We start from the raw sequence: 12,718 nt of genomic DNA, 5'->3' as shown, positions 1-12,718 counted from the left end.
ATGAAGACCTGGTTGCGCGCGTCGCTGCTCGGGCTCGCCCTGGTGGTGGGCGCGCAGGCGGCGCAGGCCGTGGATGTAGTGGATGAGCGCGGCGTTACCGTGCACCTGCCGCAACCGCCGCAGCGCATCGTCTCGCTGCTGCCGTCCCTGACCGAAGGCGTCTGCGCGCTCGGTGCCTGCGACCGGCTGATCGGCGTCGACCGGTATTCCAACTCGCCCGCGCAGGTGCGCGCGCTGCCGCAGCTTGGCGGCGGGATCGACCCGAACGTCGAAGCCATCGTCGCGCTCAAGCCCGACGTGGTGCTGCTCGCCAAATCGTCGCGCGTGACGCAACGGCTCGAAGCGCTGGGCCTGAAGGCGATCGTGCTCGAACCCAAGAGCCACGCCGACGTGCGCCGCGTGCTGGGCGCGCTCGACCAGGTGCTCGGCACGCACGAGGCGCCCGCCGTGTGGCGCGCCATCGACGCGGCCGTGTCGGCCGCGGCGCAGTCGCTGCCCGCCAGCGCCAAGGGCCTGCGCGTGTACTTCGAGGTCAACACCGGCCCTTACGCGGCAGGCGACTCGTCCTTCATCGGCGAGACGCTCGCGCGGCTGGGCGTGAAGAACATCGTGCCGGCGTCGCTCGGCCCCTTTCCCAAGCTCAACCCCGAGTTCGTGGTGCGCGCGAACCCCGACCTCATCATGGTCAGCGTGCGCAGCGCGATGGGGCTGGAGCAGCGGCCCGGCTGGGGCGGCATCCGCGCGGTGCGCGAAGGCCGCGTGTGCCGCTTCGACGCCGAGCAGACCGACGTGGTCGTGCGCCCCGGCCCGCGCATGGACGAGGCCGCGCGCCTGATGGCACAGTGCCTGTCGGACAAGGGGCGGTGAGCGGCATGCATTCCGCCCATCTGCGTCGCGTGTTGCTGCTCGGTGCCGGCTTGCTCGTGTTAGGCGCGGCGCTGCTGCTCTTCGGTCTGGGCATCGGCAGCACCGGTTTCCAGAGCCTGCTGTCCGCGCGGCACGATCCGGTGGCGCTGCAGATCGTGTGGGACATCCGCCTGCCGCGCACCCTCGGCGCGTGGCTCGCGGGCGCACTGCTCGGGCTTGCGGGCGCGGTGGCGCAGGGCCTGTTCCGCAACCCGCTGGCCGACCCGTACCTGCTGGGCAGCGCCTCGGGCGCGTCGCTCGCCGTGGCGCTGGCGCTGATGCTGTTCGGCGGCTCCGTCACCAGCACGCAATGGGTGATGCGCCTGGGACTCACCGGCGCGGCCTTCGTCGGCGCGGTGGCGGCGGTGCTGCTGACGCTCACGCTGGCGCGTGGCGTGCAGCAGACCCTGCGGTTGCTGCTGGCGGGCGTGATCGTCGGCGTGGTGCTGGGCGCCGCCAAGGACCTCATCACCATCGCCTCGGCCGACATTCTTCAGGCGTTGCAGGGCTTCGTCCTCGGCAGCACCGGCCTGGTCGGCTGGGCCGCCTGCGCCGTGATGGCGGCGGTCGGCGCGGCCTGCCTGCTGCTGGCCTGGGCGCTCGCGCCGGTGCTCGACGGGCTCGCGCTGGGCGAGGCCACGGCGCGCAGCCTGGGCCTGCCGCTGGGCGCCATGCGCGCCGCGCTGGTGGCGGTGCTGGCGCTGGCGACCGGCGCCGCCGTCGCGCAGACCGGCCTCATTGCTTTCGTCGGCCTGGCCGCGCCGCACCTGGTGCGCTCGGTGGTCAAGACCACGCACGCGCGGCTGATCGTGCTGTCGGCGTTGATGGGCGGGCTGCTGCTGATGGCGGCCGACCTGCTGGCGCGCTGGCTGATTGCGCCGCAGGAGCTGCCAGTGGGCGTGCTCACGGCCGTGCTCGGCGGCAGCTACCTGCTGTGGCTGATGCACCGGCGCGGCGCGAAGGGAGGCGGCCTATGAGCCGCACGCCATCCGCCGCGCTCGAAGCGCACGGCCTCAGCGCCACGCTCGGGTCGGTCGAGGTGCTGCACGGCATCGACCTGTCGCTCGCGGCTGGCCGCTGGACCAGCATCGTCGGACCGAACGGCGCCGGCAAGTCGACGCTGTTGAAAGCGCTGGCAGGGTTGCTCGCACATCGCGGCGAAGTGCGGCTTTTCGGCGAGGCGCAGGCGGCCGTGCCGGCCCGCGTGCGCGCGCGGCGCCTGTCCTGGCTGGGCCAGAGCGGCACGGGCGAGGGCAGCGCCGACGATTTGATGGTCTACGACGTCGCCATGCTGGGGCGCCTGCCGCACCAACGCTGGCTCGCGGCACCCAGCGAAGCGGATCGCGATGCGGTGGAGCGCGCATTGCGCAGCACCCAGGCCTGGGACTGGCGCGACCGTCCGTTGGGGCAACTCTCCGGCGGCGAACGCCAGCGTGTGCTGCTGGCGCGCGCGCTGGCGGTCGAGGCCGAGCTGCTGCTGATGGACGAGCCGCTGGCCAACCTCGATCCGCCGCATCAGGCGGACTGGATGCAGACGGCGCGTGCACTGGTCGCGCAAGGCCGCACCGTGGTCAGCGTGTTGCACGAGCTGCCGATGGCGCTGGCTGCGGACGAACTGGTGGTGATGAATCGGGGGAGGGTGACGCATCACGGTGCCTGTTCCGACCCTGAAACTCACCAGGCGCTGGAGCAGGTGTTCGACCATCGCATTCGCGTGCATCGCGTGGCGGACCAGTGGATCGCATTGCCGCTATGAAGCTTCGCGCATCAAGTCATTCGGGGCGCGCTCCCGCCGACGGGGCACCTTGCTCCGCGAATGTCCCCCGGCCTGCGGCCTCCTCCTTGATTTCGCTGCGCAAGGCACCTCATCGACGCGAGCGTGGGGCAGTGCGGTTGTTGATCGAGCAGCACAACGACCGCGCTCGGTGTGCGCAGGACACTGGGTACTTCCCGCAGCGAAATCAAGGAGGAGGGCGAAGCCCGGGGGACATTCGCGGAGGGAAGTACCCGGTGGCCTGCGCACACGCCCTGAACCACAAGAACACCCAAGAACGGAACCCCTCATGCAAATAGAAACCCCTCCCAGCGAAAAGCCCTACGAAAAACCCGAAGGCGAACGCCGCGGCATCGTCATCGTCAACACCGGCGACGGCAAGGGCAAGAGCACCGCAGCATTCGGCCTCGCGTTGCGCGCACACGGCCGCGGCAAGGCCGTGAAGATCTACCAATTCATGAAGGTGCCCTCGGCGCGCTTCGGCGAGCACCGCATGTTCGAGCAGATCGGCATTCCCATCGAAGGCCTGGGCGACGGCTTCAGCTGGAAGAGCCAGGACCTCGAACGCTCGGGTCAGCTCGCGCGCGACGGCTGGGAGAAGGCCAAGGCCGCCATCCTGTCGGGCGACTTCTTCCTCGTGGTGCTCGACGAGATCACCTACCCGTTGATCTACGGCTGGCTGCCGCTCGAAGGCGTGCTCGAGACCCTGCGCGCGCGCCCCCAGCACGTGCATGTCGCGCTCACCGGCCGCCGCTGCCCGCCCGAGATCATCGAGCTGGCCGACACCGTCACCGAGATGCAGATGGTCAAGCACGCGTTCAAGGCCGGCATCCCGGCGCAGCGCGGCATCGAGGACTGACCCCGATGGTGGCGCATGCGTTCGCGGCCGACGAGGCGAAGGCGGTGTACCGCGCCATCCACGAGCGGCGCGACATGCGCCACTTTGCGGGCGGCGAGGTGGCGCCCGAGGTGCTGCGCCGCCTGCTCGACGCCGCGCACCATGCGCCCAGCGTCGGCTTCATGCAGCCGTGGCGCTTCATCCGCGTGCGCGGCGAAGGGCTGCGCCGGCAGTTGCATGAGGTGGTCGAGCGCGAACGCGTGCTCACCGCCCGCGCGCTCGGCCAGCGCGAAGACGAGTTCATGCGTCTCAAGGTGCAGGGCGTGCTCGACGCGGCCGAGCTGCTGGTGGTGACGCTCGCCGACGGCCGCGAGCAGCACGTGTTCGGCCGCCGCACCTTGCCGCAGATGGACCTGGCCTCGGCCTCCTGCGCCATCCAGAACCTCTGGCTCGCCGCGCGCGCCGAAGGGCTGGGCATGGGCTGGGTGTCGCTGTTCGAACCCGCCGAGCTGGGCGTGCTGCTCGGCCTGCCCGAAGGCGCCGAGCCGATCGCCTTGCTGTGCCTGGGCCCGGTGCATGCGTTCTACGAAGAGCCGATGCTGCAGCGCGAACGCTGGGCCCGGCGCGCGCCGCTGGCCTCGCTGGTGTTCGACGAAAGCTGGGGCCGGCCGTCGGACCTGTTCGATCCTTCTTCCACTTCATCTTCTTGCGTGGAGCCCACCTGATGCTGGCCTTCGACACTGTTCTCTTCGAGCTCGCGCGGCTGTTCCTCTGGCCCGTGACGCTCGGCGTGCTGCTGTCCTTCGTCTATGCCGTGTACTGCCTCGGCGCCTTCGGCATCGAGTGGTGGCAGCGCCGCCGCGACCCGTCGCGTGCGCTGGTGCTGCAGCCTCATGCGCAGGCCAGCCAGGAACAGATGGAGCTGGTCGTGCTCAAGCAGCTCGAAGGCGTGCGCCTGTGCAGCCGCGTGGCGCCGATGCTGGGGCTGATCGCCACCATGATCCCCATGGGCCCGGCGCTCGTGGCCGTGGCCTCGGGCGAATCGCAGGGCGTGGCGCAGAGCCTGGCGCCCGCGTTCGCGGCCGTGATCGTGGCGCTGGCTTCGGCCTCGATCACCTTCGTGGTCTACACGGTGCGCCGCCGCTGGCTCATGCGCGAGCTGGTGATGCTGCTCGACGCGCGGGACCGGCTGTCATGAGCCGCAGGCAGTTCTCCATCCTGAGCAGCCTGGACAGCGACGACGACGACCCGGTGCTCTCGACCATCAACCTGATCGACGTCTTCATGGTCGTCATCGGCATGCTGATGATCGCGGTCATCAACAACCCGGTGAACCCGTTCTCGCAGGACAAGGTGACGGTCATCCGCCACGAGGGCCAGCCCGACATGGAGATCATCACGCGCGAAGGCCGGAAGGTCACGCGCTTCAAGGCCAGCGGCGCAACGGGGCAGGGCGACGGCGAAAAGGCCGGCACCGCCTGGCGCCTGAAGGACGGCACGATGATCTACGTGCCGGCGGACGCGGTGCCGGCGTCGGGCGGGAAGTGACGCGGCTTTTCGTCTTCTGGCTCGGGCTCCTGTGCCTGATGGCGCAGCCTGCGGTGGCGGCCGAGTCAGGTGTCGTGGTGCTGAGCACGGCGCTGGTGTCGCCTGCGCGTGTGGTGCGGCTGCAGACGGCGGCGCGTGAGGCCGGCGTGCCGCTGCAGGTGGTGTCGGCTGCGCAGGACGCGCCCGAGGCGTTGGCTACCGCACTCGATGGCGCGCGCCTGCTGGTCATCGATGCGCCGCACCTCAGCGTCGCCCAGTCGGCGGCGGCGCGCTTCGGCGATGCCATCGCGCGAACCTCCGTTCCCTATGTGCAGATCGGTGAATTCGCGCTCGTGGCAAAGGGGCAGAAACCACCCGAGGTGCCGCCGCTCGCGGCCGAGCGCGGCGTCGATGCGGCTTGGGCGCAGCGCCTGCGCGCCTACTGGCGTTTCCCGGGCGAAGCGAACCTGAAGGCCTCGGTGCAGGCGATGGCACGCGTCGGAGATGTCGCCGGTCTGCCCGACCCCGTGCCGTTGCCGCTCGCGGGCTTCTATCACCCCGACTGGCCGCGCGTCGAAAGCAGCATCGCGGCCGTCGAGGCATTGCCGGGCGGTCAAGGCACTGTCGCCATCGCCGTCAACAGCGCCACGCTCACCAGCGACGACACCGGCTGGCTCGACCGCCTGATCGGCACGCTCGCGCAGCGCGGCCTGCGCGCCTACGCCTTCTACGGCCCGCGCCAGCAGAAGGACCTGTTCTTTCGCATGACGCATGCGGGGGAGGGCGACCGTCGTGTGGCCGACCTTCTCGTCAACGCCGCGCTGGTGTTCAGTCCGAACGAGCGCAAGGCCGAACTCGAACGCATCGGCGTGCCCGTGCTGCAGACGCTGCCCTCGCTGGCCATGGACGCGGTGCAATGGGCACGCAGCAGGGACGGCCTCGCGCAGACCGACATCGCGGCCTACTACAGCCCGAGCGAACTCGCAGGCATGACCGACCCGATGCTGGTCACCGCGCGCGACGCCGCCACCGGCAGCCTGCAGCCGCTGCCCGCGCAGCTCGACGCCGTGGCCGACAAGGCCGCTGCGCTGCTGCGCCTGCGTCGCACGCCCGCCGCCGAGCGCCGCGTGGCGATGCTGGTCTACAACTACCCGCCGGGAGAGGCGAACTTCGGCGCGTCGTTCCTCAACGTGCCGCGCAGCGTCGACCGGATGCTGTCCGCGATGCAGGCGGCCGGCTACCGCACCGAGGCGCCGGGCGCGGACAAGGTGATTGCACAGGTGCAGGCCACGATGAAGGCCTACTACCCGACAGCGCAAGGCGGCGACGTGCTGCAGCCGCTGCTCGACCAGGACCTGGCCGACACGCTGCCGCTGTCGCAGTACCTCGCGTGGTTCCGCGCGCTGCCTTCCGACACGCAACGCCGCATCGAAGCCTACTGGGGCCCGCCCGAGGCCTCGACGATGCTGCGGCCTGTGGCCGGCGCACCGGCCTTCGTGGTGCCGCGCGTGCAGTTCGGCCAGGTGGTCGTGCTGCGCCAGCCGCCGCGCTTCGAGCCCGGCACGCAGGTGGCCGGCAAGGCGCAGCAGGTCTACCACCGCGCGGCCGTGCCGCTGAGCCACGGCTACCTCGCGACTTATCTCTGGCTGCGCAGCCGCTTCGGCGCCGATGCGCTGGTGCATGTGGGCACGCACGGCACGGTCGAGTGGTCGGCGGGCAAGGAGCGCGGGCTCTCGGTACAGGACGATCCGCTGCTCGCGCTCGGCGACGTGCCCAACGTCTACCCGTACATCATGGACAACCTCGGCGAGGCGACCACCGCCAAGCGCCGCGGCCGCGCGACCATGGTGAGCCATTCGACGCCCATGTTCACGCCCGCAGGCTTCCGACCCGGCGTGCGGGACATGCACGAGCGCCTGCACGATTGGGAAACGCTGTCGCCCGGTGCGGTGAAGACCGCGCTGGAGCGGCGCCTCACCGCCGACTTCGTCGCGCAGCACTACGACCGCGACCTGCAATGGACGCCCGCGCGCATCCGCGCCGACTTCGCGGGCTTCATCGCCGTGCTGCACCCGTACCTCGACGAGCTCGCGCAGACCGCGCAGCCGCTGGGCCTGGCCACCTTCGGCGAGGCGCCCGATGCGCAGCGGCGGCGCCAGACGATCCTGCAGATCCTCGGCAAGCCCGTGGCGCAGGCGATGGGCGAAGACCTCGACGAGATGTTTCTCACCGATGCGCAGGGCATCGCGGCCTCGAAGCCTGCGCGCTGGCTGGAGGCCGTGCTGGCGGGCAACGACACCGCCGCCGATGCTGAACCCTTGCGTTCGCTCGCCGCCCGGGCCCGCGCGCTCGACGCGATGCTGGCCCACAACGAGGAAATCGAAGGCCTGCTCACCGCACTCGATGGCCGCTACCTGAAATCGCGCTACGGTGGCGACCCGGTGCGCGACCCCGACAGCCTGCCGACCGGGCGCAACCTCTACGGCTTCGACCCCAGCCGCGTGCCCACGCGCGCCGCTTGGGACACCGGCGTCGCCGCGATGGACGATTGGATCGCCGCGCACGCCCGCACCCACGGCGGCCGTGCGCCGCAGAAGATCGCCTTCACGTTCTGGGCCGGCGAGGCCTCGCGCCACCAGGGCGTGACCGAGAGCCAGGCTTTCCACGCGCTGGGCGTGAAGCCGCGCTGGGACGAGGCCGGGCGCATGGTCGGCATCGAGGTCGTGCCGGCCGCGGTGCTGAAACGACCGCGCATGGACGTGCTGATCAGCGTCACCGGCTCCTACCGCGACCAGTTCCCGCACGTGATGCGCTGGCTCGACGAGGCCGTGCAGCAAGTGGCCGCGCTCGACGAGCCCGGCAACGCCGTCGCGCAGCACAGCGAGGCGATGGCGCGCACGCTGCGCGCCGGGGGCGCGACAGCGGCCGAGGCGCGGCGCTGGTCGACCGCGCGCGTGTTCTCGAACGAGCAGGGCAGCTACGGCGCCGGGCTCGAGGAAGCGGTGCTGGCCACCGAGCTCTGGAAGGGCCAGCAGCGCGGCGGCGGCGACGCGCAGATGGCAGGGCTCTACATGGACCGCATGGGCCACGCCTACGGGCGCGGCCTCGACGGCGTCACGCGCCCGGGCGCCTTCGCGGGCAACCTCGCGCAGGTCGATGCGGCGCTGATGGCGCGCACCTCCAACCTCTACGGCGTGCTGACCAACGACGATCCGTTCCAGTACCTGGGCGGCATCGCGCTGGCCGTGCGCCATCTCACGGGCAAGGACCCGGCGCTGTACGTGCAGAACCTGCGCGACGGCGCGGCCGTGCGCACCGACACCGCCGCCGGCGCCATCGCACGCGAGATGCAGACGCGCTACCTGCACCCCCAATGGATCGAGGCGCAGAAGGCCGAGGGCTACAGCGGCGCGCTGCAGGTGCTCAAGACCGCGCAGTTCCTCTGGGGCTGGCAGGCGACCGCACCCGCGGCCGTGCGCGCGGACCACTGGCAGTCGCTGCATGAGGTCTATGTGCGCGACACCTACAAGCTCGGCACGCGGCAGTGGCTGGAGCGCGAGAACCGCGCCGCCTTCGCGCAGACGCTGGAACGCATGCTCGATGCCGTGCGGCTGAACTACTGGACGCCCGATGCCGCGACGCGGCGCGAGCTGGCGCAGGCCTACACGGAGGCGGTGCGCGCCACGGGGCTGCGGGAGCGGAACGAGGCGGTGCAGCGGTTTGCGCAGGCTGCGTTGGTGGCGTCGCCTGTCACTGCTTCTGCACCGGTCGTCGTCGCGTCCCCCATCGCGCCCGTCGAAGCGACCCAACCTGCACCCGAATCACCCGCCGCAGCGGACCTCGCACAACCGGTGGCCGGCCTCCAGCTGAAGCCCGTCGCCGACACCCCATCGCCCCCGCCACCATCCGCCGTGCTGCCGCGCCTGCTCGCCGCTTTCGGCGCTGCCTTGCTGCTGGCCGTCGGCGCGCTGGTGCAGTGGCGGCGCGGTCGGGCCGTGCCTGCCGCCTGATTCACGAGAATGCCTGCCATGCCCGCGCTCGATCCCTTCGCCGTCTTCGCCCTCGTGCTGGTCGCCGCCTTGTGGCTGGCGCTGGCCGTCGACCGCTGGCTGGGCGAGCCGCCCGCCGCACTGCATCCCGTCGTGTGGATGGGCCGCTACCTGGACTGGATCGGCAGCCGCCTCGCACCGCGCGCGGCCGACGCGAAGCCGCGCGACCTGCCCGGCTTCGCGATGGGGGCGCTCAGCTGGTGCGTGGGCGCGATGGCGGCGTTCGCCGTCGCGTCGGCGGTGCAGAGCCTGGCGATGCAATGGCTGCCGGTGTGGGGCATGGCCGTGGTGCTCGGGCTCGCGTTCAAGCCGCTCTTTGCATGGCGCATGCTGCGCGACGAGGTGCAGGCGGTCGAAGCCGCGCTGGGCGAATCGCTCGACGCGGGCCGCGCACGGCTCGCGCGCCTCGTGAGCCGCGACGTCTCGGTGCTGAGCGAGCGCGAGGTGCGCGAGAGCGCCATCGAGTCGCTGGCCGAGAACCTCAACGACTCGCTGGTGGCGCCCGTGTTCTGGTTCGTGCTGTTCGGCCTGCCGGGCGCGGCGCTCTACCGCTTCGCCAACACCGCCGATGCCATGTGGGGCTACCGCGGCGAACGCGGCGGGCGCGACTGGACCTGGTTCGGCAAGTGGGCCGCGCGCGCCGACGATGTGCTCTCGTGGCTGCCCGCGCGCCTCACCGTGCTGCTGCTGGCCCTCGCGGCCGGCCGCTGGCCGCGCGGCGTGGCCCGCGAGGCGCGCCGCACGCCGTCGCCCAACAGCGGCTGGCCGATGGGGGCGATGGCGCTGCTGCTGGGGGTGCGGCTTGCGAAGCCGGGTGTCTATGCGCTGAACGGGGAAGGGCGCGCCGCCACATCGGCCGACACCGCGCGCACCGCGCAGCTCGGCGAGCGGGCGGCGTGGGGGCTGGCGGTGATCGCCTCGTTGGCGATGCTGCCGCCGTTGCTGGCGAGGTGGGCATGACGACCCCCGCCATGGTGCACGGCGGCCCCGACGAGACGGGCGCCGCGCCGCACGACTTCTCGACCAACGGCAACGCGGTGGGTTCGTGCCCTGCGGCGCTGGCTGCGCTGCGCGAAGCCGACGCGGCGCACTATCCCGATCCGCGCTACACCGCGCTGCGTTCCGCGCTTGCCGATTTCCACGGCGTGGCCGTGGAGCGCATCGCGATCGCCGCGAGCGCGAGCGAATTCATCCACCGCATCAGCGCGGTCGTGGCACAGAGCGGCGGCGGAGAGGTCTGGTTGCCCGCGCACAGCTACGGCGACTACGAACGTTCGGCCCAGGCCTGGGGCCTCGGCGTGAAGCGCGCACCTGAGGAGGCCGACGGCGCCGCGCTGCGCTGGTGCTGCGAACCGTCCAGCCCGTTCGGCCAGCCGCAACCCGACATCGCGCAGCATGCCGCCAGCGATGCCGTCTGCGTGCTCGACATGGCCTACGAGCCGCTGCGCCTCGAAGGCCAGCCCTCGCACGACGCCGCACAGCGCGACCGCCTCTGGCAGCTGTGGACGCCGAACAAGGCCATGGGCCTCACGGGCATCCGCGCTGCCTACGCCATCGCACCTGCAAACGCCGACGTCGCCGGCCCGCTGCTGGCGCGGCTCGCGCGCCTCGCGCCGTCGTGGCCGCTGGGCACGCACGGCGTCGCGCTGCTCACGACCTGGACCAGCGACGAAGCGCAAGGCTGGCTGGCGCGCAGCCTCGACATCCTGCGCGACTGGAAGGCGCGGCAGCGCGCCGTGTGCGAATCTCTGGGCTGGCAGGTGCTGTCCGGCGACGCCAACTTCTTCGGTGCGCAGCCCGACGTGCCATACCCGCCCCGCGCCGCCGCGCTGCGCGCCGAGGGCATCAAGCTGCGCGACTGCGCTTCCTTCGGCCTGCCCGGGCACCTGCGCCTGGGCGTGCTGCCGCCGGCCAGCCAGCAGGCCTTGAAGGCCGCGTGGGCGAGGGCCAGCGCCGCACGACACAGCGGCTGAACGCACCTCGCACCACAATAGGGCCGTCTCAAGAAAAGGAAAACGAACAGGCCCATGCTCTACGCCATCACCACGCTCTTCCTGTGCCAGCTTGCCGGCGAACTGCTCGTGCAGTGGCTGTCGCTGCCGATTCCCGGTCCGCTGATCGGCATGCTGCTGCTGTTCGTCGGCCTGCTGGTGCGCGGCGGCGTGCCGCAGGAGCTGACCGACACCTCGGGCCACCTGCTGCGCAACCTGATGCTGCTGTTCATCCCGGCGGTGACCGGCGTCATGCTGCATTTCGAGCGCGTGGGGCGCGAATGGCTGCCGTTCCTCGCGGCCGGCGTCGTGGGCGGCGCCTTCACCATGGCGGTGACCGCGCTCACGCTGCGCTGGATGATCCGCATCACCGGCAAGGACGCGGAATGAACGCGCCCGCCAAGCTGTCTGAAATCTGGGTCTTCCTGGCCCAGTCGCCGCTGCTGTGGCTGTCGCTCACGCTGCTGGCCTACCTGGGCGCGCTGTGGCTGCACGCGCGCAGCGGGCGCAACCCGATGGTCAACCCGGTGCTGGTGTCGGTGATCGTCATCGTGGGCGTGCTGCTGCTCACGCGCACGCCTTACGACACCTATTTCGAGGGCGCCAAGTTCGTCCACTTCCTGATCGGCCCGGCCACCGTGGCGCTGGCCGTGCCGCTGTATAGCCAGGTCGGCCGGCTGCGGCGCCTGTGGCTGCCGATCGGCGTGGCGCTGCTGGTGGGCTCGGTGGCTGCCATCGCGTCGGCCATCGGCATCGGCTGGGTGCTCGGCGGTTCGCGCGAGCTCCTGATGTCGCTCGCGCCCAAGTCGGCCACCATGCCGATCGCGATGGGCGTGGCCGAGAAGATCGGCGGCCTGCCGTCGCTGGCGGCCGTGGCCGCGGCCATCGCCGGCATCTCGGGCGCGATCATGGCCACGGGCTTGCTGAACCTGTTGCGCATCAAGGAACCCGCGGTGCGCGGCTTTGCCGTCGGCATGGCGGCGCACGGCATCGGCACGGCGCGCGCCATCCAGGTGAACGAGACCGCGGGCGCGTTCTCGGCGCTGGCGATGGGGCTCAACGGCATCGCGACCGCGCTGCTGGTGCCGCTGATCGTGAAGCTGATGACCGTCTGACATCCATCGTTCATTCATTCCATTCATCGAGGAGCACGACCCATGTCCGAGTACACCGCCGAGATCGTCTGGGAGCGGGGCGACCAGGACTTCCTGGCCAACACCTACAGCCGCCACCACGTGCTGCATTTCGACGGCGGCGCGCAGGTGCCGGGCTCTTCATCGCCGCACGTGGTGCCGTTGCCTTTCTCCGACGCGTCGGCGGTCGATCCGGAAGAGATGTTCGTGGCCTCGCTGTCCAGCTGCCACATGCTGTGGTTCCTCACTATGGCAGTGAAGCGCAAGTTCGTGGTCGACCGCTATGTCGATGCGGCCACGGGCGTGATGGAGAAGAACGCCGAAGGAAAGATGGCGATGACTGTCGTCACGCTGCGCCCGCAGGTGAGTTTTTCGGGCGAGAACCTGCCCACGCGCGAGCAGATCGAACACTTGCACCATCGGGCGCATGAGGAGTGTTTCATTGCGAATTCGGTGAAGACCGAGGTGCGGTGCGAGCCGGTCATCTTGCCCTGACACCG

At 71.1% G+C, this 12,718-nt stretch carries 13 protein-coding genes; all 13 read left to right on the top strand.

Annotation, left to right across the window (positions count from 1 at the left end; all coding sequences use genetic code 11):
• The 13 genes from AC07OX_RS19955 to AC07OX_RS19895 all read left to right on the top strand — a co-directional run bounded on the left by AC07OX_RS19955 (position 1) and on the right by AC07OX_RS19895 (position 12,713).
• Complete coding sequence (locus AC07OX_RS19955) at positions 1-867, top strand: ABC transporter substrate-binding protein (RefSeq protein ID WP_495261811.1); 867 nt, start codon at positions 1-3, stop codon at positions 865-867.
• Positions 868-872: 5 nt separating this feature from the next.
• Positions 873-1,883 (top strand): FecCD family ABC transporter permease, encoded by a 1,011-nt coding sequence (locus tag AC07OX_RS19950; RefSeq protein WP_095747588.1) that lies wholly within the window; start codon positions 873-875, stop codon positions 1,881-1,883.
• Positions 1,880-2,662: an ABC transporter ATP-binding protein gene (locus tag AC07OX_RS19945; RefSeq protein WP_493192460.1), complete on the top strand. Its 783-nt coding sequence runs from the start codon at positions 1,880-1,882 to the stop codon at positions 2,660-2,662. The genes AC07OX_RS19950 and AC07OX_RS19945 overlap by 4 nt, the downstream gene beginning before the upstream one ends.
• A gap of 307 nt (positions 2,663-2,969) precedes the next feature.
• Positions 2,970-3,539, top strand: coding sequence for a cob(I)yrinic acid a,c-diamide adenosyltransferase (cobO, locus tag AC07OX_RS19940; RefSeq protein ID WP_495261643.1), 570 nt, complete (start codon positions 2,970-2,972; stop codon positions 3,537-3,539).
• A gap of 5 nt (positions 3,540-3,544) precedes the next feature.
• Positions 3,545-4,243, top strand: a complete 699-nt coding sequence (gene bluB / locus AC07OX_RS19935) for a 5,6-dimethylbenzimidazole synthase (protein ID WP_354343563.1) — start codon at positions 3,545-3,547, stop codon at positions 4,241-4,243.
• A complete protein-coding gene (locus AC07OX_RS19930; RefSeq protein ID WP_159271949.1) occupies positions 4,243-4,716 on the top strand; it encodes a MotA/TolQ/ExbB proton channel family protein in 474 nt (157 codons plus the stop codon). Before bluB ends, AC07OX_RS19930 begins: the two co-directional genes overlap by 1 nt.
• Positions 4,713-5,066 (top strand): DUF2149 domain-containing protein, encoded by a 354-nt coding sequence (locus AC07OX_RS19925; protein WP_062479884.1) that lies wholly within the window; start codon positions 4,713-4,715, stop codon positions 5,064-5,066. Before AC07OX_RS19930 ends, AC07OX_RS19925 begins: the two co-directional genes overlap by 4 nt.
• On the top strand, positions 5,063-9,055 hold the full coding sequence (gene cobN, locus AC07OX_RS19920) for a cobaltochelatase subunit CobN (protein ID WP_495261642.1): 3,993 nt from the start codon (positions 5,063-5,065) through the stop codon (positions 9,053-9,055). Before AC07OX_RS19925 ends, cobN begins: the two co-directional genes overlap by 4 nt.
• Positions 9,056-9,073: 18 nt before the next feature.
• Entirely contained in the window at positions 9,074-10,054 is a 981-nt protein-coding gene (cbiB, locus tag AC07OX_RS19915) for an adenosylcobinamide-phosphate synthase CbiB (RefSeq protein ID WP_495261641.1), read from the top strand.
• On the top strand, positions 10,051-11,067 hold the full coding sequence (locus tag AC07OX_RS19910) for an aminotransferase class I/II-fold pyridoxal phosphate-dependent enzyme (protein ID WP_495261640.1): 1,017 nt from the start codon (positions 10,051-10,053) through the stop codon (positions 11,065-11,067). The genes cbiB and AC07OX_RS19910 overlap by 4 nt, the downstream gene beginning before the upstream one ends.
• Positions 11,068-11,121: 54 nt before the next feature.
• Complete coding sequence (locus AC07OX_RS19905; protein WP_056581435.1) at positions 11,122-11,475, top strand: CidA/LrgA family protein; 354 nt, start codon at positions 11,122-11,124, stop codon at positions 11,473-11,475.
• On the top strand, positions 11,472-12,200 hold the full coding sequence (locus AC07OX_RS19900) for an LrgB family protein (RefSeq protein ID WP_495261639.1): 729 nt from the start codon (positions 11,472-11,474) through the stop codon (positions 12,198-12,200). Before AC07OX_RS19905 ends, AC07OX_RS19900 begins: the two co-directional genes overlap by 4 nt.
• Before the next feature lie 42 nt (positions 12,201-12,242).
• On the top strand, positions 12,243-12,713 hold the full coding sequence (locus AC07OX_RS19895; RefSeq protein WP_495261638.1) for an OsmC family protein: 471 nt from the start codon (positions 12,243-12,245) through the stop codon (positions 12,711-12,713).
• The last annotated feature ends 5 nt before the right edge of the window (positions 12,714-12,718 follow it).

The sequence above is a fragment of the Variovorax sp. GW821-FHT09D07 genome (assembly GCF_059416345.1).
Note: the sequence above shows the minus strand (reverse complement) of the source record. Positions and strands in the feature narration are given on the sequence as shown.

Coding starts and splice junctions, on each gene's coding strand:
- AC07OX_RS19955 (WP_495261811.1), top strand. CDS start 1: ATGAAGACCTGGTTGCGCGCGTCGCTGCTCGGGCTCGCCCTGGTGGTG.
- AC07OX_RS19950 (WP_095747588.1), top strand. CDS start 873: ATGCATTCCGCCCATCTGCGTCGCGTGTTGCTGCTCGGTGCCGGCTTG.
- AC07OX_RS19945 (WP_493192460.1), top strand. CDS start 1,880: ATGAGCCGCACGCCATCCGCCGCGCTCGAAGCGCACGGCCTCAGCGCC.
- cobO (WP_495261643.1), top strand. CDS start 2,970: ATGCAAATAGAAACCCCTCCCAGCGAAAAGCCCTACGAAAAACCCGAA.
- bluB (WP_354343563.1), top strand. CDS start 3,545: ATGGTGGCGCATGCGTTCGCGGCCGACGAGGCGAAGGCGGTGTACCGC.
- AC07OX_RS19930 (WP_159271949.1), top strand. CDS start 4,243: ATGCTGGCCTTCGACACTGTTCTCTTCGAGCTCGCGCGGCTGTTCCTC.
- AC07OX_RS19925 (WP_062479884.1), top strand. CDS start 4,713: ATGAGCCGCAGGCAGTTCTCCATCCTGAGCAGCCTGGACAGCGACGAC.
- cbiB (WP_495261641.1), top strand. CDS start 9,074: ATGCCCGCGCTCGATCCCTTCGCCGTCTTCGCCCTCGTGCTGGTCGCC.
- AC07OX_RS19910 (WP_495261640.1), top strand. CDS start 10,051: ATGACGACCCCCGCCATGGTGCACGGCGGCCCCGACGAGACGGGCGCC.
- AC07OX_RS19905 (WP_056581435.1), top strand. CDS start 11,122: ATGCTCTACGCCATCACCACGCTCTTCCTGTGCCAGCTTGCCGGCGAA.
- AC07OX_RS19900 (WP_495261639.1), top strand. CDS start 11,472: ATGAACGCGCCCGCCAAGCTGTCTGAAATCTGGGTCTTCCTGGCCCAG.
- AC07OX_RS19895 (WP_495261638.1), top strand. CDS start 12,243: ATGTCCGAGTACACCGCCGAGATCGTCTGGGAGCGGGGCGACCAGGAC.